Origin of the sequence: Prauserella endophytica, assembly GCF_005146945.1 — a bacterium.
GTDB classification, from domain to species: domain Bacteria; phylum Actinomycetota; class Actinomycetes; order Mycobacteriales; family Pseudonocardiaceae; genus Prauserella_A; species Prauserella_A endophytica.
This window is the reverse complement of the sequence record NZ_SWMS01000005.1, coordinates 226,162-242,573: the sequence shown is the minus strand read 5'-3', so window position 1 is coordinate 242,573 and position 16,412 is coordinate 226,162. Positions and strand designations below refer to the sequence as shown.

General features: G+C 70.7%; 18 protein-coding genes. 9 read left to right on the top strand and 9 right to left on the bottom strand.

The features are described from left to right. Positions 1–18: 18 nt before the first annotated feature. From FCN18_RS12190 to FCN18_RS12175, 4 genes are read right to left on the bottom strand one after another with little or no spacing between them, the layout of a single operon-like run. Positions 19–1,179 (bottom strand): Gfo/Idh/MocA family protein, encoded by a 1,161-nt coding sequence (locus FCN18_RS12190; protein WP_137094985.1) that lies wholly within the window; start codon positions 1,177–1,179, stop codon positions 19–21. Between the two features lie 12 nt (positions 1,180–1,191). Continuing rightward, positions 1,192–1,968 carry an ABC transporter ATP-binding protein gene (locus tag FCN18_RS12185; RefSeq protein ID WP_137094982.1) on the bottom strand — a complete coding sequence of 259 codons (777 nt, stop codon included), beginning with the start codon at positions 1,966–1,968 and terminating at the stop codon, positions 1,192–1,194. Between the two features lie 10 nt (positions 1,969–1,978). Next, entirely contained in the window at positions 1,979–3,007 is a 1,029-nt protein-coding gene (locus FCN18_RS12180) for an ABC transporter substrate-binding protein (RefSeq protein WP_113642483.1), read from the bottom strand. Positions 3,008–3,033: 26 nt separating this feature from the next. Beyond that, positions 3,034–3,921 carry an ABC transporter permease gene (locus tag FCN18_RS12175; RefSeq protein WP_137094980.1) on the bottom strand — a complete coding sequence of 296 codons (888 nt, stop codon included), beginning with the start codon at positions 3,919–3,921 and terminating at the stop codon, positions 3,034–3,036. Positions 3,922–4,066: 145 nt separating this feature from the next. On the opposite strand from FCN18_RS12175, the gene FCN18_RS12170 reads away from it, so the two are divergent. The 7 genes from FCN18_RS12170 (at position 4,067) to FCN18_RS12140 (ending at position 9,684) form a co-directional block, all read left to right on the top strand. Continuing rightward, entirely contained in the window at positions 4,067–5,095 is a 1,029-nt protein-coding gene (locus tag FCN18_RS12170) for a LacI family DNA-binding transcriptional regulator (protein WP_112275105.1), read from the top strand. 5 nt (positions 5,096–5,100) lie between these two features. Further along, on the top strand, positions 5,101–6,237 hold the full coding sequence (locus tag FCN18_RS12165; protein ID WP_137094978.1) for a mandelate racemase/muconate lactonizing enzyme family protein: 1,137 nt from the start codon (positions 5,101–5,103) through the stop codon (positions 6,235–6,237). A gap of 87 nt (positions 6,238–6,324) precedes the next feature. Continuing rightward, on the top strand, positions 6,325–7,482 hold the full coding sequence (locus FCN18_RS12160; RefSeq protein ID WP_137094975.1) for a dihydrodipicolinate synthase family protein: 1,158 nt from the start codon (positions 6,325–6,327) through the stop codon (positions 7,480–7,482). Next, entirely contained in the window at positions 7,482–8,291 is an 810-nt protein-coding gene (locus tag FCN18_RS12155) for a sugar phosphate isomerase/epimerase family protein (RefSeq protein WP_170200544.1), read from the top strand. Before FCN18_RS12160 ends, FCN18_RS12155 begins: the two co-directional genes overlap by 1 nt. A 95-nt stretch (positions 8,292–8,386) precedes the next feature. Then, a complete protein-coding gene (locus FCN18_RS12150) occupies positions 8,387–8,575 on the top strand; it encodes a hypothetical protein (protein WP_112275101.1) in 189 nt (62 codons plus the stop codon). Positions 8,576–8,629: 54 nt separating this feature from the next. Further along, positions 8,630–9,094: a redox-sensitive transcriptional activator SoxR gene (gene soxR / locus FCN18_RS12145; RefSeq protein WP_110342489.1), complete on the top strand. Its 465-nt coding sequence runs from the start codon at positions 8,630–8,632 to the stop codon at positions 9,092–9,094. A 41-nt stretch (positions 9,095–9,135) separates the two neighbouring features. Next, positions 9,136–9,684, top strand: coding sequence for an RNA 2'-phosphotransferase (locus FCN18_RS12140; protein WP_137094971.1), 549 nt, complete (start codon positions 9,136–9,138; stop codon positions 9,682–9,684). A gap of 113 nt (positions 9,685–9,797) precedes the next feature. On the opposite strand, the gene FCN18_RS39500 is transcribed toward FCN18_RS12140, so the two are convergent. Genes FCN18_RS39500 through hisD form a run of 4 tightly spaced genes read right to left on the bottom strand, consistent with a single transcriptional unit; the run spans position 9,798 to position 13,011 of the window. After that, on the bottom strand, positions 9,798–9,956 hold the full coding sequence (locus FCN18_RS39500) for a hypothetical protein (RefSeq protein ID WP_170200543.1): 159 nt from the start codon (positions 9,954–9,956) through the stop codon (positions 9,798–9,800). After that, positions 9,957–10,556 carry an imidazoleglycerol-phosphate dehydratase HisB gene (hisB, locus tag FCN18_RS12135; protein WP_112275099.1) on the bottom strand — a complete coding sequence of 200 codons (600 nt, stop codon included), beginning with the start codon at positions 10,554–10,556 and terminating at the stop codon, positions 9,957–9,959. Then, on the bottom strand, positions 10,553–11,689 hold the full coding sequence (locus FCN18_RS12130; RefSeq protein WP_112275098.1) for a histidinol-phosphate transaminase: 1,137 nt from the start codon (positions 11,687–11,689) through the stop codon (positions 10,553–10,555). Before FCN18_RS12130 ends, hisB begins: the two co-directional genes overlap by 4 nt. Further along, a complete protein-coding gene (gene hisD, locus FCN18_RS12125; protein WP_113642478.1) occupies positions 11,686–13,011 on the bottom strand; it encodes a histidinol dehydrogenase in 1,326 nt (441 codons plus the stop codon). Before hisD ends, FCN18_RS12130 begins: the two co-directional genes overlap by 4 nt. Before the next feature lie 93 nt (positions 13,012–13,104). Here hisD and FCN18_RS12120 point away from each other — a divergent pair, with 93 nt between their 5' ends. Beyond that, complete coding sequence (locus tag FCN18_RS12120; RefSeq protein WP_112275096.1) at positions 13,105–13,899, top strand: carbon-nitrogen hydrolase family protein; 795 nt, start codon at positions 13,105–13,107, stop codon at positions 13,897–13,899. A 39-nt stretch (positions 13,900–13,938) separates the two neighbouring features. Here the strand turns inward: FCN18_RS12120 and FCN18_RS12115 are convergent, their stop codons facing one another. Then, a complete protein-coding gene (locus FCN18_RS12115) occupies positions 13,939–15,351 on the bottom strand; it encodes an amidohydrolase family protein (protein WP_206077871.1) in 1,413 nt (470 codons plus the stop codon). A gap of 133 nt (positions 15,352–15,484) precedes the next feature. Here FCN18_RS12115 and FCN18_RS12110 point away from each other — a divergent pair, with 133 nt between their 5' ends. Then, on the top strand, positions 15,485–16,393 hold the full coding sequence (locus FCN18_RS12110; protein ID WP_113642476.1) for a GntR family transcriptional regulator: 909 nt from the start codon (positions 15,485–15,487) through the stop codon (positions 16,391–16,393). Positions 16,394–16,412: the final 19 nt, after the last annotated feature.

Here is a 16,412-nt window from a genome sequence, read left to right as displayed (position 1 = left end):
GAAACAGGGAAAAGTGGATCAGAGAGTGAGCTCGGGGACCGCGATCCTGCGACCCTCCCTTGCCGACCGCAGCCCGAGCTCGGCCAGCTGCACGCCTCGCGCGCCGGCCAGGAAGTCCCACGGGAACGGCTCGTCAGCCGCCACGTGCCGGAGGAACATCTCCCACTGTGCCTTGAACCCGTTGTCGAAGTCGGCGTTGTCCGGCACCTCCTGCCACTGCGACCGGAAGTCCTCGGTCGCGGGCAGGTCGGGGTTCCACACCGGCTTCGGGGTCGTGGAGCGGTGCTGGACGCGGCAGCGGCGCAGCCCGGCGACGGCACTGCCCTCGGTGCCGTCCACCTGGAACTCCACCAGCTCGTCGCGGAACACCCGCGTCGTCCAGGAGGAGTTGACCTGCGCGACGATGCCGCCGTCGAGCTCGAAGATGCCGTACGCGGCGTCGTCGGCCGTGCAGGTGTAGGGCTGCTCGTCCTCGCCGACCCGTTCCGGGATGTGGGTCGCCGCGAGCGCCTGCACCGAGCGGACCGGACCGAAGATCTCCTCCAGCACGTACCGCCAGTGGCAGAACATGTCGATGATGATGCCGCCGCCGTCCTCGGCGCGGTAGTTCCACGAGGGCCGCTGCGCCTCCTGCCAGTCACCCTCGAACACCCAGTAGCCGAACTCGCCGCGCACCGAGAGGATCCTGCCGAAGAAGCCGCCGTCGACGAGCCGCTTGAGCTTGAGCAGGCCGGGCAGGAAGAGCTTGTCCTGCACCACGCCCGCCTTCACGCCCGCCGCGTTCACGATCCGGGCCAGCTCCAGCGCCGTCTCCGTGTCCTCCGCGGTCGGCTTCTCGGTGTACACGTGCAGTCCCGCGGCGACGGCCTTCTTCACGCCGTCGACGCGGCGGCTGGTCACCTGGGCGTCGAAGTAGATCTCGGCTCCGGGTGCCTTCAGCGCCTCGTCCAGATCGGTCGTCCACCGGTCGAGACCGTGCTCCTTCGCGATGGACGCGAGCTTGCTCTCGTTGCGGCCCACCAGAATCGGCTCAGGACGCAACGCCGTGCCGTCGGGCAGCCGCAGCCCGCCCTGCTCCCGGATCGCCAGGATCGACCGCACGAGGTGCTGCCGGTAGCCCATGCGACCGGTGACCCCGTTCATGACGATCCCGACGGACCGTTCCTCGTTCGCCGCCATGGAACACCTTTCTCACTCAGCCACCGCGGCGGCGCCGAGGTGGTCGCGGATGTGCCGGGTCGCCTTGGCGAACTCCGGCTCCGACATGGTCTTGCCGTAGTCACGGTCCACCGGCAGGTTCACCTCGATCACCCCGGCGACGGTGCCCGGCCGCGCCGTGATCATCACGACCCGGTCGGCCAGGTACACCGCCTCGGCGATCGAGTGGGTCACCAGCAGCACGGTGGTCTTGGTCTCCTGCCAGATCCGGCGCAGCTCGACGTTCATCTGCTCGCGGGTGAGCGCGTCGAGCGCGCCGAAGGGCTCGTCCATGAGCAGCACCGGCGGGCGGTGCAGCAGCGCGCGGCACAGGGCGACGCGCTGCTGCATACCCCCGGACAGCTCGTGCGGGTAGGCGTCCTCGAACCCGGTGAGCCCCGTCATCTCGATGAGCTCGTCGGCCCTCGCCTTCGCCTCCTTCGCTGGCATGCCGCGCATCTCGGCCTGCAGGAGGATGTTCTTGCGCGCCGTGCGCCATTCGAGCAGCGCCGCCTTCTGGAAGACGTACCCGACGTCCTTGCGCGGGCCGCTGACCCTCTCCCCCAGCAGCTTCACGCTGCCGGACGAGGGCGCCAGCAGGCCCGACGACAGCTTCAGCAGCGTGGACTTGCCGCAGCCGGACGGCCCCACGATCGCGACGAACTCACCGGGGTCCACCCGCATCGTCACGTCGCGCAGGGCGGTGACGTCCCGCTTCTTGGTGCGAAACCGCACCGCGACGTCCTCGATCTCGACCGCGTAGCCAGTCATCTGCCTCAACTCATTCCTTCGGTGCGAGCTCACTGACCCAGTAGGCGCTGGGCTCTTCGGCACTGGAGATCACGCCGGCGTCGGCGAAGATCTGGATGGTCTTCTTCCAGTCCTCCTCGTTGTTCACCCCGGGCGCCTGGCCCTCCGTGGCGTCGGTGTGCAGCAGCTCCAGCGTCGAGGCGAGTTGCTCGGCGAGCACCTGCTTCGACGGCAGCTGCTCCGAGGAGCCCTGCATGGCGTCGACGGCGGCCTGCTGGTCCTGCTGCACCGCGGTCCACGCCTCGCTCGTCGCGGCGACCATGCGCTGGGCGAGGTCGCCCCGGTCGTCGATGACCTCCTGCGAGGCGATGAGGCCGTTCGAGTAGAAGTTCAGCCCGTTGTCGGCGAAGCGGAGGTAGGAGACCTCCTTGCCCGCCTTCTCCTGCATCGTCGGGCCCTGGTCGGTCGCGTAGCCGAGCAGCGCGTCGGTCTGGCCCGACATGACGGCGGCCATCTTCCCGGCGGCGTCGGTGTTCTGGATGCGCACGTCGCCCTCGGCGAGCCCGTTGGCCTGGAGGAATGCCGGGAAGGTCTTGGTCAGCGCGTCACCCGCCGTGCTCGCGATGGTCTTGCCCTTGAGGTCGGCAGGCGAGGAGACGTTCTGCTCGCTGAAGAACTGCACCGACGACGGCGTTGTCTGCAGGAACACGCCGATGCTCTTGACGTCGAGGCCCTGCGAAACGCCCGCGAGCAGGGCCGGCGTGTCGGCCCAGCCGAAGTCGGTCTGCCCGGCCGCGGTGGCCTGGACGGTCTTCTGCGACCCCTGGCCCGCCCTGATCTCCAGGTCGATCCCGTGCTCCTCGTAGATTCCCTGCGCCTTGCCGTAGTAGAACGGCGCGTGCTCGCCGTAGGGGTACCAGTTGAGGGTCAGCGTGACCTTGTCGAGCGTCTCGCCCTGGGCGTTGGTGGTGGTCTCCGGCTCGGAGCCGCCGCAGCCCGCGGTGAGCAGCAGCACGGCGGCCACACTGACGGCACTCTTCACTAGTGCGGGAAGTTTCATGGTTTTCCTTTGTCTCGCAAGGGATCTCACAGCGTTGTGGTGACGCCTTCGGTGCGCCTGCTCGCGTGCCACGGGAGCACGAGGTGCTCGAGCCACTCCACGAGCACGAACAGCAGGACACCGAGCAGCGACATGATCAGCAGCCCCGCGAAGAGCACCGGGGTGTCGAGGTTTCCGTTGGCCTGCAGGATGACGAAGCCCAGCCCGGCGTCGGCGCCGACGAACTCGCCGACCACCGCGCCGGTGACGGCCATGGTCGCGGCGACCTTCAGCCCGGAGAACAGGTGCGGCAGCGACGCCGGGAACCGGATCTTCCAGAACGTCTGCCCCGGCTTGGCGCCCATCGTGGCCGAGAGCTGCAGCATCTCGGGGTCGACGGACTTGAGCCCGGTGACCATCGAGATCACCACGGGGAAGAACGCCATCAGGACGGCGACCACGATCTTGGGGCCGATCCCGAAGCCGAGCCACACCACGAACAGCGGCGCGATGGCGATCTTCGGGATGACCTGTGCGAAGAGCAGCAGCGGGTACAGCGTCTTCTCGACGGTCGCCGACTGCACCATCACCACGGCGGCGAAGACGCCGACGGCCGCGGCGATGACGAAGCCGAGCAGCGTCTCGTAGGTCGTGGCCCAGGTGTGCTCCCAGAAGTAGTCCGGGCGGCTGGCGATCGCGTCGAACGTGTCGCCGGGCGAGGGCACCAGGTAGGGCTCGATCAGCTCCGCCGCCGTCACCGCCCACCACGCGAAGAACAGCACCACGAGCAGGGCGATGGGCCGCCAGCCGCGCTCGGTGAAGCCGAGGATACGCTGCGCGATCCCTGGCCGCGCCCGCTCGGATACTCCTGCCGAGGATGTCGGACCTGGTGGCCCTGCGGGCTCGGTGCGTGCCGACTGACTGTGCGTGACCATGACCCTCCGTTCGCCTGCGAACGTGTCGGAAAGCACCTGATCGAGACCGGGACCCGGATCTCTGAATGCGCTTTCTGAATGCGCTTTCAGGTAGAGTATGCAGACCGGGAAACTCGGTCAAGCTTTCTTTAACCGGGAGTTGCGCATGGACGCTCACCCACACGTCACGCTCGAGGACGTCGCCCGCGCCGCGGAGGTGTCGCTGGCCACCGCGTCCAGAGCGCTGAACGGCACCACCAAGGTCCGCACGGACCTGCGCGAGCGGGTGCTCGCGGCGGCCGAGAAGCTCGCGTACACGCCCAACGCGCACGCGCAGGCGCTGGCCGGGGCATCCCACCGCACAGTCGGCGTCATCTGCCACGACGTCAGCGACCCGTACTTCGCGGCAATCGCCCGCGGGGTCATGCGGGTGGCGGGCGACAACGGGCTGCTCGTGATGCTCGCCAGCACCTTCCGCGACCCGCAGAAGGAGATCGCCTACATCTCGATGCTGCGGGCCCAGCGCGCGTCGGCCATCCTGCTGGTCGGCTCCGGCTTCGAGGACAAGGCGTGGGAACGCGCGCTCGCCGCCGAGATCGACCCCTACCGCAGGGGCGGCGGCCAGGTCGCCGTGGTGAGCCGCCACCGCAGCCTGCGCGTCGACAGCGTGCAGCCGGAGAACAAGGAGGGCGCCGCGGCGCTCGCCAAGGCGCTGCTCGAGCTGGGCCACCGCCGGTTCGCGGTGCTCACCGGCCCGCGCGCCCTCACCACCGTGGTCGACCGGCTCGCCGGGTTCCGCGAGACTCTCGCCGAGGCCGGCGTTGAGCTGCCCGAATCGGCCGTGGTGGAGGGAGCCTTCACCCGCGACGGCGGCCACGCCGCGATGTCGGAGCTGCTCGCCAGGGGGCTCGACGCGACGTGCGTGTTCGCCGTCACCGACGTGATGGCGATCGGCGCGCTCACGGCACTGCGCGAGTCCGGCCGTTCCGTGCCCGACGACGTGTCGCTCGCCGGGTTCGACGACATTCCCGTCGTGCGCGACCTGTCCCCGCCGCTCACCACTGTCAAGCTCCCGCTGGAGGAGCTCGGCGAGCGGGCCATGGAGCTGGCGTTCCGGGGCAACCGCGGCACTCGCAGCCGCGTGCTGCGCCTGCCCGGCGAGGTCGTGGTCAGAGCCAGTACGAGAGAGGTGTAGCAACGATGCGAGACCTGACGATCGACAAGATCGAGACGTTCGCGGTGGCCCTGCCGACGCTCCGGTCCTTCGGCGTCTCCGGCGGCTCCGTCGCCGTCGCGGGCTCCCCGAGCATCCGCGTGCTGGTGAAGGTGAGCGCCGACGGCGTGCACGGCTGGGGCGAGGCCACGCCGATTCCCGCGTGGACGTACGAGACGACGGAGTCGATCGTCACCACGATCGACCGCTACCTCGCACCCGCCGTGCTGGGCAGGCCCTGCTGGGACCTCGACGGGCTGACCACCGCGTTCGATCGCGCGATCAACCGCGGCTTCACGATCGGCTCGCCGCTGGCGAAGGCCGCCGTCGACATGGCGCTGCACGACCTGCTCGGCCGCGCGCTCGGCGTGCCGGTGAGCACCCTGTGGGGCAGGCGGCGGCGCGACCGCATCACGCTGGGCTGGATGGTGTCGGGGCAGACGGCGAACGAGGTCGCCGACTGTGTCGCCGAGGGCAGGGAGCTCGGCTACGACGCGTTCAAGGTCAAGATCGGGCTGCACGGCGAACGCGAGGACCTCGCCGTGGTGCGGGCCGTCCGCGAGGCCGCGCCGAAGGCCCCACTGTGGGTCGACGCCAACCAGGGCTTCACGGTCGACGCGGCACTGCGGCTCTCGCGCGAGCTGGACGCGCTCGGCGTCACCGCGTTCGAACAACCGTTGCCCGCCAACGACATCGCGGGTCTGCGCAGGCTGCGCGCGGACTCCCCCGTTCCCGTCGCGCTCGACGAGAGTCTGCGGCACCCGACGGACCTCGCGACGTTCGTGAAGCTCGACGCCGTGGACGTCGCGATCGCCAAGGTGCAGCGCAGCGGCGGCCTCACGCTGTCGCTGCGACTGTGCCAGCTCGCCGAGGACTGCGGCGTGCGGCTGATGGGCTCCGGGCTCACCGATTCCGACCTCGGGCTCGCGGCTTCGCTGCACCTGTTCGCCGCGTTCGGCATCGACACACCCGTCGACCTCAACGGCAGGCAGTTCGTCGATTCCGTGTACGCCTCCGGCGTCGAGGTCAAGGGCGGCGTGGCCGACGTGCCCACGGGCCCAGGGCTCGGCGTCGAGGTGGACGAGGCCGTGGTGCGCGAGCTGGCCGTCGATCCACTGGCGTAGTCCTTGTCCTTGTCCCGGCTCGGGGCGGTGTCCTATGGTGTCTGAAAACGCTTTCTTGCAAGCGCTTTCAGCAGAGACGGAGTTGTCATGACTGGGTTGCTGCTACCCACAAGGGACGGCACGCTCGAAAACTGGTCGCCGTCCGGCCGCACGGTTCCGGAGGCTCCCGCCGAACCGCCACGCTCGCGCGTCGCCTACGCCGCCGCCCACGTCGTGGCCGACCCGCTCTCCCCCGGCGATCCCGCGCACGCGGTGGCGCTCGACTGGGACAGCACGCTCGCGTTCCGCCACCACCTGTGGTCGTGCGGGCTCGGGGTCGCCGAGGCGATGGACACCGCGCAGCGCGGCATGGGCCTCGACTGGGCCGCCACCCAGGAGCTGATCCGGCGCACCGGAGCGGCGGCCCGCGAGTCGAATGGCCGCTGGTGCGCCGGAGTCGGCACCGACCAGCTCCCGCCAGGGCCATCCACTGTGGACAAGATCGTGGCCGCGTGGCGCGAGCAGCTCGAACTCGTGAGCGGTGAGGGCGCGACCCCGGTGATCATGGCCAGCCGCGCGCTCGCCGCCGTCGCGTCCGGGCCCGCCGACTACCGCTCGGCGTACGGCAAACTGCTGTCCGGAGCCGAGGGCAAGGTCCTGCTGCACTGGCTCGGTGAGATGTTCGACCCCGCGCTGGCAGGCTACTGGGGTCACTCCGACGTCCGCGCCGCGGCGGCGGAGCTGGCCTCGCTGTGCGCGGAGCACGCCGACGTGATCGCGGGCGTGAAGGTCTCCGTGCTCGACGCCGACGTGGAGACCGAGTTCCGCCGCGCGCTGCCCGAGGGAGTCGCCTGCTACACCGGCGACGACTTCAACTACCCCGACCTCATCGCGGGCGACGAGCAGGGGCACAGCGAGGCGCTGCTCGGCATCTTCGACCCGATCGCCCCGGTCGCGGGCGCGGCGCTCGCCCGGCTCGACGCCGGCGACCCGGCGGGTTTTCACGAGCTGTTCGGCCCGACCGTGGCACTCTCGCGCGAGATCTTCCGCGCGCCGACCCAGCACTACAAGGTCGGCGTGGTGTTCCTGGCCTGGCTGAACGGCCACCAGCCCCACTTCCGCATGGTCGGCGGCCTCGAGTCGGCGCGCTCGATCGTGCACCTGGCCGACGTGCTGCGGCTGGCCGACGAGGCCGGGGTGCTGACGGATCCGGAACTGGCGGTCGCGCGGATGCGCCCGCTGCTGAGCGTGGCGGGGGTGGCGTGATGGAGCGGCTGAGCCTGAACCAGATCACGACGAAGCGGTGGTCGCTGCCCGAGGCCATCGCGGGCTGCGCCGAGAACGGCGTCGGCTGGATCGCCCCGTGGCGCGACAAGGTCGCCGAGATCGGCGTCGACGAGGCGGCGAAGCTGCTCAAGAAGCACGGGGTGCGCGTTTCCTCCCTGTGCCGCGGTGGGTTTCTGACCGGCATCACGCCGGAAGGGTCCCCTGTGGACGGCGTCGCAGACACCCGTGAGGCGATCGACGAGGCGGCGGCGCTGGGCACCGACGTGCTCGTGCTCGTGGTCGGCGGCATCGCGGACAACGACCTGGCCGGCTCCCGGCAGCGGGTGGCCGACGGGCTGGGCGAGCTGGCGCCGTACGCGCTCGAGCGCGGTGTGCGGCTCGGCCTGGAGCCTTTGCACCCGATGCAGTGCGCCGAACGGTCGGTGCTCTCCACCCTGGACCAGGCGCTGGCGCTCGCCGAGGAGCACCCCGCCGAGGCAGTGGGCGTGGTCGTGGACGAGTTCCACGTCTGGTGGGACCCCCGCGTCGAGGAATCCATCGCGAAGGCGGCCGGCCGGATCCTCGGCTTCCACGTGTGCGACCAGCTGGTGCCCCTCACCGACACGTTCCTCGGCCGGGCGCTCCCTGGCGACGGCCCGATCGACCATCGCCGGCTCCGCTCGTGCGTGGAGGCGGCGGGCTACCTCGGGCCGATCGAGGTCGAGGTGTTCAACGCGCAGCTGTGGCAGCAGCCCGGTGACCAGGTGATTCGCCAGATGATCACGTCCTACGCCGAACACGTTGCGTGAAGTTGGAACGGCGGGGGAAGATTTCCTGAACTCGAGGTTTAGGGCCTCACCCTTCTGGGTAGTAGAATGAACACGTTCTGCCTCAGGAGGCCACGATGGCCCAGGAAGACACACTCGACCGCCTGCTGCGGGCTTGGCGCGAGGACATCGACAGCGAGCCCTTCCCGGTGATCAGTGATGTCGTGCTGCCCCGGCAGATACGTCGCAGGCTGCGGGATGACACCGATCACACTTCGCGTCCGCCCGACCGGCACAAGCCCGGCTGGACCTCGACAAGCTCCTGACCTGCACCGCAAGGCAACCTCGACCTAGGTATAACTCGGGGTACTGTGGCGGCTGTGACGACGAAGCTTGCCGACCACCTCAGCATCGGACAGGTCTCGGAGCGCAGCGGTGTACCCCACACGGCGCTGCGCTTCTACGAGGACCGGGGGCTGATCTTCTCGGAGCGCTCCGCCGGTAACCAGCGCAGGTACCCGCGCGCCGTGCTGCGTCGCATCGCGTTCATCCGCGCGGCACAGCGGGTGGGCCTGAGCCTCGAGGAGATCGGCCAGGCGCTCGCCTCGCTGCCGAAGGACCACGCGCCGACCAAGGCCGACTGGGCGCGGCTGTCCCGCAACTGGAAGGACGAGCTCGACGCGCGCATCGACGCCCTGCAGCGCCTGCGCGACCAGCTCACCGGCTGCGTGGGCTGCGGCTGCCTCTCGCTGCGCACGTGCGGTCTGCACAACGTCGACGACCGGCTCGCCCGGTTCGGCCCCGGCGCTCCCCTGCTCAAGCCCGCCGCGGAAGGCGGTATTTGAGTTGCGGACGCGCTGACCGGCGTGGGCCAATGGTGCCCGAGATGAAGAACAGTGATCTTGTGCGCGTGTCCAAGCGACTCGCACTGCATCTGCGCCATGCGCCCGAACGCATCGGCATCGAACTGGAGGAAGGCGGCTGGGTCGCCGTCGACGCGCTGCTCGCCGCCCTCGGCAGGCACGGGCTTCCGCTCACCCGCGCCGAGCTGGCCGAGGTGGTGGAACGCAACGACAAGCAGCGGTTCACCTTCGACGACTCCGGCACGCGTATCCGCGCCAGCCAGGGACACAGCGTCGCCGTCGCGCTCGACCTGCCCGTTTCTGTCCCTCCGGCGACGCTGTTCCACGGCACGGTCGCCCGGTTCCTGCCTATGATCCTGCGGGACGGGCTACGGCCGATGCGCCGTCACGACGTACACCTGTCGGCGACCCGTTCCACCGCGATGACGGTCGGCGCCCGCCGCGGCGAGCCGGTGCTCCTGCTGGTCAACGCGGCAGCAATCGTGACGGCAGGCCACGAGTTCCGGGTGAGCGCCAACGGCGTGTGGCTCACCCGCCACGTCCCACCCGGCTATCTCACCCAGCTGCAGTGAAGGCCACCTTCACTGCGTTGAACCGAACACAGCGGCGCGCAGCGCCTCCGTTTGGGTGGTGGCGGGAGACGGGTGGGCGCAGGCATGGTGGCCTTCACTGCGGTCGGGCCGTCCTAGGCCAGCCAGGCCACGGCGCCGCCGATCGCCAGCAGCGCGGCGGCGCCGAGCGCTGCCGCGAGGCCGCGGGAGCCGTTCTTCCACGCGCTCCAGACGCCGCCCGCCAGGAAACCGGCGACGGCGAGCAACAGCAGAGCCACCCACTGACCCGACATCTAGAGCACACCCTTCGTGGAGGGGATCCCGCCCGCCCTCGGGTCGGGTTCCGTCGCCGCCCGCAGCGCCCGCGCCACGGCCTTGTACTGCGCCTCGGCGATGTGGTGCGGGTCGCGACCGTACTCGACCCGCACGTGCAGCGCGATCTGCGCGTGGAACGACAGCGAGTCGAACACGTGCCGCGTGAGCACGAACGGGTAGTTGCCGCCGATCGTGAAGGTGTTGAACTGCTCCGGCTCGCCGACGTGCACGCAGTACGGGCGGCCGGAGACGTCGATCGCGGCGTGCGCGAGCGTCTCGTCCATCGGGATCCAGCAGTCGCCGAAGCGCCGGATGCCCTTCTTGTCGCCCAGTGCCTCGCGCAGCGCCTGCCCGAGCACGATCGCCGTGTCCTCCACGGTGTGGTGGGCGTCGATGTGCACGTCGCCCTCGGCCTCCACCCGCAGGTCCAGCGAGCCGTGCACGCCGAACGAGTGCAACATGTGGTCGTAGAAGGGGACCCCGGTCGCCACCTCGACCTGACCGGTGCCGTCGAGGTCGAGCTCGACGCGGATCGAGGACTCCTTCGTGGTGCGCTCGATCTTGCCTACCCGGCTCACCTCGGAACCTCCTTGCTCGCCCGCAGAAAGGCGTCGTTCTCCTCAGGGGTGCCGATGGTGACCCGCAGGTGGCCCTCGATGCCCACGTCGCGGATCAGCACTCCGTTGTCTACATAGGACTTCCAGCTCGCCGGCGCGTCGGCGAAGCGGCCGAAGAGGACGAAGTTCGCGTCACTCGGGACCGGCGCGAAACCCTGTCCTCGCAAGGCTTCCGCGACCCGATCACGCTCGGCGGCGAGCTTGGCCACCGACGCGAGGGTCTGGTCGGCGTGGGCCAGCGCGGCCCGCGCGGCGGCCTGCGTGAGCACCGACAGGTGGTAGGGCAGGCGCACGAGCTGCAGCGCGTCCACCACGGCGGGCGCGGCGGCGAGGTAGCCGAGGCGGCCACCGGCGAAGGCGAACGCCTTGCTCATCGTGCGCGAGACGATGAGCTTCGCGGGGTAGGCGTCGAGCAGGTTCACCGCGCTCGGCTGCGAGGAGAACTCGGCGTACGCCTCGTCCACCACCACGATCCCCGGCGCGGCCCGCAGCACCGCCTCCAGGTCCTCGATCGGGATCGAGCCGCCGGTCGGGTTGTTGGGACTCGTCACGAACACCACGTCGGGCGCGCGCTCGGCCACGATCTCCGCGGCCCGCGCCGTGTCGAGGGTGAAGTCCGGCCTGCGCGGCGCGGGCACCCAGTCGGTGCGCGTGCCCGCGGCGATGATCGGGTGCATCGAGTACGACGGTTCGAAGCCCAGCGCGCTGCGGCCCGGCCCGCCGAAGGCCTGCAGGATCTGCTGGAGGATCTCGTTGGACCCGTTGGCGGCCCACAGGTTCCGTTCCGTCAGCGGCACGCGCGTGGACACCGACAGGTACGCCGAGAGCTCCTCCCGCAGGCGCACCGCGTCGCGGTCGGGATAGCGGTGCAGCTCCGCCGCGACCGCCCGGACCGCCTCGGTCACGTCGGCCACCAGCTCGGGCGGCGGCGGGTACGGGTTCTCGTTGGTGTTGAGCCGCACCGGGACGTCCAGCTGCGGCGCGCCGTACGGACTGCGGCCGCGCAGGTCCTCGCGCAGGGGCAGCTGCTCCAGGGTCACCTCCTCGGCGCCCGATGCCGCCTCAGCGGGAAAACGTGCTTCGGCGGGGCTCACGCGGCACCCTCCGGGAACCGCGCCGTCACGGCCTCGCCGTGTGCGGGCAGGTCCTCGGCGTTGGCGAGCGCCACGACCTTGCCCGCCACCTCGCGCAGCGCGTCGGCGCTGTAGTCGATCACGTGGATGCCCTTCAGGAAGCTCTGCACCGACAGGCCCGAGGAGTGGCGCGCGAAGCCGCCGGTCGGCAGCACGTGGTTGGAGCCCGCGCAGTAGTCGCCGAGCGACACCGGCGCATACGGGCCGACGAAGATCGCGCCCGCGTTGCGCACCCGTGCGGCGACGCCCGCGGCGTCGGCGGTCTGGATCTCGAGGTGCTCGGCGGCGTAGGCGTCCACCACGGCGAGGCCGTCGTCCACAGTGGATACAAGCACGGTGCCGGACTGCTTGCCGCGCAACGCCTCCCCCACCCGTTCGCTGTGCTTGGTCGCCGCGACGCGCCTGGCCAGCTCGGCGTCGACGGCGTCGGCCAGCGCCGGCGAGGTGGTGACGAGCACGCTCGCCGCGAGGGTGTCGTGCTCGGCCTGGCTGATGAGGTCGGCGGCCACGTGCACCGGGTCGGCGGTCTCGTCGGCGAGGATCGCGATCTCGGTGGGACCGGCCTCGGAGTCGATGCCGATGATGCCGCGCAGCATGCGCTTGGCGGCGGTGAGGTAGATGTTGCCGGGCCCGGTGACCATGTCCACCGGGTCGAGCACGGCGCCGTCGGTGTCGGTGCCGCCGTAGGCCAGCAGCGCGACGGCCTGCGCGCCGCCGACCGCCCACACCTCGTCGACGCCCAGCAGCGCGGCCGCGGCGAGGATGGTCGGGTGCGGCAGCCCGCGGAACTCCGCCTGCGGCGGCGAGCACAGCACGAGCGAGCCGACGCCGGCCGCCTGCGCGGGCACCACGTTCATCACGACGCTCGACGGGTACACCGCGAGCCCGCCGGGCGCGTACAGCCCGACGCGGCCGACCGGCACCCAGCGCTCGGTGACCGTGCCGCCCTCGGCGACCCGCGTGGTGACGTCCTCCCGGCGCTGGTCCGCGTGCACGACGCGGGCCCTGGCGATGGACTCCTCCACGGCCTCGCGCACGGCCGGGTCCAGCTCCGCGAGCGCGCGCTTCAGCTCGGCCGCGGGGACCCGGACCGACGTGGGCCGGATCTTGTCGAACCGTTCGGTGTACTCCAGCGCGGCCTCTACACCGCGATCGCGGACCGCCTCGACCACCGGACGCACCTGATGCACCGCCGCGTCCACGTCCACCTCGGCGCGCGGGAGCACCGCGCGCAGTTGTCCGGGTGCGGGGACGCGACCTCGCAGGTCGGTGCGGTTCAACATGCCCTCAAGGGTACGAGGTGAGTGTGACCACCCAGCTCACGGCCCTGATGGCTGGCATACTGCCGACACGACGACACGTGCGAGGAGGTTGCCGTGCTCCGGATCGCCCTGTGCCAGCTCACGTCGAGCGCCGACCCCGCGGAGAACCTGACGCTCATCCGCGACTGGACGGCCAAGGCAGCGGGCGAGGGCGCCCGCGTGGTGGTGTTCCCCGAGGCGGCGATGGCACGGTTCGGGGTCAGGCTCGCCCCGCTGGCCGAGCCGGTCGACGGGCCGTGGGCGAGCGCGGTCGGCGAGATCGCGCGCGAGCACGACGTGCTGGTGGTCGCGGGGATGTTCACCCCGGACGGCGAGCGGGTGCGCAACACGCTGCTCATCACCGGGCTCGGCGAGCACCGCGGCTACGACAAGATCCACCTCTACGACGCGTTCGGCTTCCGCGAGTCCGACACGGTCGCGGGCGGCTCAGAGGTCGTCACGGTGGACGTCGACGGTGTCACGCTGGGTGTCGCGACGTGCTACGACGTGCGGTTCCCCGAGCTGTTCCAGGCGCTCGCGAAGGCCGGGTCGAGCGCGGTGCTGCTGCCGACGTCGTGGGGCGCGGGCGAGGGCAAGCGCGACCAGTGGGAGGTCCTTGTCAGGGCGCGTGCGCTCGACTCGGGCAACTGGGTGCTGGGCTGCGGGCAGGCCGACCCGAAGGCAGCGGGCGTGGAGGTGAACCCGAAGGCGCCCACCGGCATCGGCTTCTCGACGGTCGCCGATCCGTTCGGCCGGGTACACGCCCAGCTGGGCGCCGCGCCCGAGCTGCTCGTCACCGACATCGACCCCTCCGTAGCCGAGAAATCGCGCACGGCGACCGGCGTGCTGGCGAACCGCCGTCTCGGCTAGCCCTTCCTCAGCGAGCCCCTTCCGCGGTGAGGGCCACCTTCACTGCGGAAGGGGCTGCTCGCTTGCGATCCGCTCGGCTGTCCTCAGTAGCTCCGCACGCTCGCGCGGTCCGACGTGCCGGCCGTCGACGACGACGGAGTGGATCCGTTGGGTGTTTCGAATGTCGACAAGTGGATCGTCGTCCAGGATCACGAGGTCGGCCACGCGACCCACCTCGACAGTGCCGGCCCAGTGCTCGCGGCCCAGGAACCTGGCCGGCTCCAGCGTGGCGCACTGCAGAGCACGCATCGGGGTGAGGCCGGCGGCGACGAGCTGTTCCAGCTCGACATGCAGGCTGAATCCAGGGAACAGGCCGGGGCCGACCGAGTCGGTACCGGCGAGCAACCGCACCCCCGCCTCGTTCATGGCGCCCACGGTCGCGCGTCGCCAGTCGAGCAGCTCACGATGTCGCGCGGCTTCCTCAGCCGACCGGCCGCCGCCACAGTAGATCCGCTCTCGCAGGAAGTCCCACGACTCCGGCGTGCCGGGGACCAGGTAGTCCATGCGGCTGTCGTCGAGCCGGATCGACTCAGGCTGGTCGATGACCGCGTGCACCGCGAGGGTCGGCGTGTAGGCGACATCGGCGGCGACGAGCCGTTCGAACACCGAGTTCGCCGTGGCACGGTCGTACGACGCGATCGCGTCCCACTCGACCTGGGTGACCTGCTTCAGCCAACTGCCGAGGTGGAACTCCGGGGACGTCTGGATCCGGGCCATCGCGGCTTCGAGCCGGTCCACGTCCGGTGACGCGGCAGGCCAGATCCCACCGAACAGATGCTCGAACGACCGCTGGCCCGACTCGATCTGCTCCAGGAACGGCACGTTGTCGGATCGATGGCCGGCGACGGTGATGTCACGCCGGCGTGCCTCGGCGATAACAGCGCGGTAGGCCTCCGGGGAAAGCCGGGAGTACACCTTGATGAAATCGGCGCCCGTGTCGATCGCCTCGGCCACGGCGCGCCGTGCCTGGCCGGATGAGCCGATGGGCACGACCGGGGCATCGGGGACGTCGGACCACAGGGCGGGCTCCCCGTCGAGGAGCGGGCTGGCGATGGTCATCCGTGGCCCGAGGAGTTCACCGGACCGCACCTGCCTGCGGACGTCGTGCAGCACGGGCCTGCCCCACATCTCGCGGATCGCCGTCACGCCGTTGGCGATGTACAGCGCGGCGAAATGCCTGGGGTCGCCGGTCTCCGGCTCACTGTGCACGTGCATGTCGGTGAGACCGGGGATGAGGTACTTGCCTGCGACGTCGTGCACCAGAGCTCCGGCCGGGATCGGAACCTGCGCCGCGGGCCCCACGATCGTGATCGTGCGGTCGACGACGACCACGGACTGGTCCGGTCGAGGCGGGGCGCCGGTCGCGTCGATCACGGTCGCGCCGACGTAGGCGTGGATCTCGGGTCGGGTCATGTGTACAGCGTATTAACGCACTCACAACGCGGTAGCTCGGACAGTGCACTTCCTGTCCTTGCTGCACTCACGCCTCTTCACGACTTGGCCGAAGCCCGATACGGGCGGCCAAGTGCTCTAGTACGATCGTGCTGTGCCCGAACCGACCGACCTGCCGTCGCGGCGAATCGCGGCCGCACTGCGCAAGCAGATCGCGAACGGAGAGCTGAAACCCGGCGATCGAGTCCCGTCCACGCGACAGCTCGTCCGCGACTGGGGTGTCGCGATGGCAACGGCGAGCCGTGCACTGGCGATGCTCCGGGACGAGGGCGTGGTGATCACGCGGACGGGCTCGGGCACGGTGGTGCGCGGTGGGCGCCGGCCCGAACCCGTTCCGCTGACCCGGAGCCGCATCCTCGCGGCCGCTCTGCGGATCGCCGACCACGAGGGGCTGGAGGCGATCTCGATGCGCCGGCTGGCCGGTGTGCTGAAAGTGGCTCCCATGGCGCTGTACCGGCACATCGCGGGGCGTGAGGAGCTGGAGATCCTGATGGTGCGCGCGGTCTTCAGGTCCAGCCCGCTCCCGCGCCCGATGCCGGCGGGGTGGCGGCAGCGGCTCGAAGCGGTGTACCGATTGCAGTGGCGGCTCTACCGGTCTCATCCCTGGCTGGCGGAGCTAACCCTGGTGACCCGGCCACCGCTCGCGCCGGAGGCGATGCTGCACAGCGAGTGGACCTTCGCAGCGCTGGCCGACCTCGACCTCGACCCGCGGACCCGGATGCGTGCCGCCCTGGCCCTTCCGGCACTGGTCCACGGCCTCGCGCTCGGAGCGCTGCGGGAGCTCCACGCCGAGAAGGAGACGCGCCTGCGCAATGAGCAGTGGTGGGCGACGATCGAGGCCGAAGCAGCGGAGTTGCTCCGTAGCGGCGACTTTCCCCGCCTTGCCGAACTCGGCGACCCCGAGCCCGGCACGTTCGGCCTCAGCGGGCTGGACGAGGCGTTCGAGCTGGCCCTCGGTCACTACCTCGACGGGCTCGCCGTCACGGCCGGCCGCCTGCAGTGAAGGCCACCTTGCCTGCGTT

Excerpts from the sequence above, each read along its gene's own strand:
- FCN18_RS12190 (WP_137094985.1), bottom strand. The coding sequence starts at position 1,179 with ATGGCGGCGAACGAGGAACGGTCCGTCGGGATCGTCATGAACGGGGTC.
- FCN18_RS12185 (WP_137094982.1), bottom strand. The coding sequence starts at position 1,968 with ATGACTGGCTACGCGGTCGAGATCGAGGACGTCGCGGTGCGGTTTCGC.
- FCN18_RS12180 (WP_113642483.1), bottom strand. The coding sequence starts at position 3,007 with ATGAAACTTCCCGCACTAGTGAAGAGTGCCGTCAGTGTGGCCGCCGTG.
- FCN18_RS12175 (WP_137094980.1), bottom strand. The coding sequence starts at position 3,921 with ATGGTCACGCACAGTCAGTCGGCACGCACCGAGCCCGCAGGGCCACCA.
- FCN18_RS12170 (WP_112275105.1), top strand. The coding sequence starts at position 4,067 with ATGGACGCTCACCCACACGTCACGCTCGAGGACGTCGCCCGCGCCGCG.
- FCN18_RS12165 (WP_137094978.1), top strand. The coding sequence starts at position 5,101 with ATGCGAGACCTGACGATCGACAAGATCGAGACGTTCGCGGTGGCCCTG.
- FCN18_RS12160 (WP_137094975.1), top strand. The coding sequence starts at position 6,325 with ATGACTGGGTTGCTGCTACCCACAAGGGACGGCACGCTCGAAAACTGG.
- FCN18_RS12155 (WP_170200544.1), top strand. The coding sequence starts at position 7,482 with ATGGAGCGGCTGAGCCTGAACCAGATCACGACGAAGCGGTGGTCGCTG.
- FCN18_RS12150 (WP_112275101.1), top strand. The coding sequence starts at position 8,387 with ATGGCCCAGGAAGACACACTCGACCGCCTGCTGCGGGCTTGGCGCGAG.
- FCN18_RS12140 (WP_137094971.1), top strand. The coding sequence starts at position 9,136 with ATGAAGAACAGTGATCTTGTGCGCGTGTCCAAGCGACTCGCACTGCAT.
- FCN18_RS39500 (WP_170200543.1), bottom strand. The coding sequence starts at position 9,956 with ATGTCGGGTCAGTGGGTGGCTCTGCTGTTGCTCGCCGTCGCCGGTTTC.
- hisD (WP_113642478.1), bottom strand. The coding sequence starts at position 13,011 with ATGTTGAACCGCACCGACCTGCGAGGTCGCGTCCCCGCACCCGGACAA.
- FCN18_RS12115 (WP_206077871.1), bottom strand. The coding sequence starts at position 15,351 with ATGACCCGACCCGAGATCCACGCCTACGTCGGCGCGACCGTGATCGAC.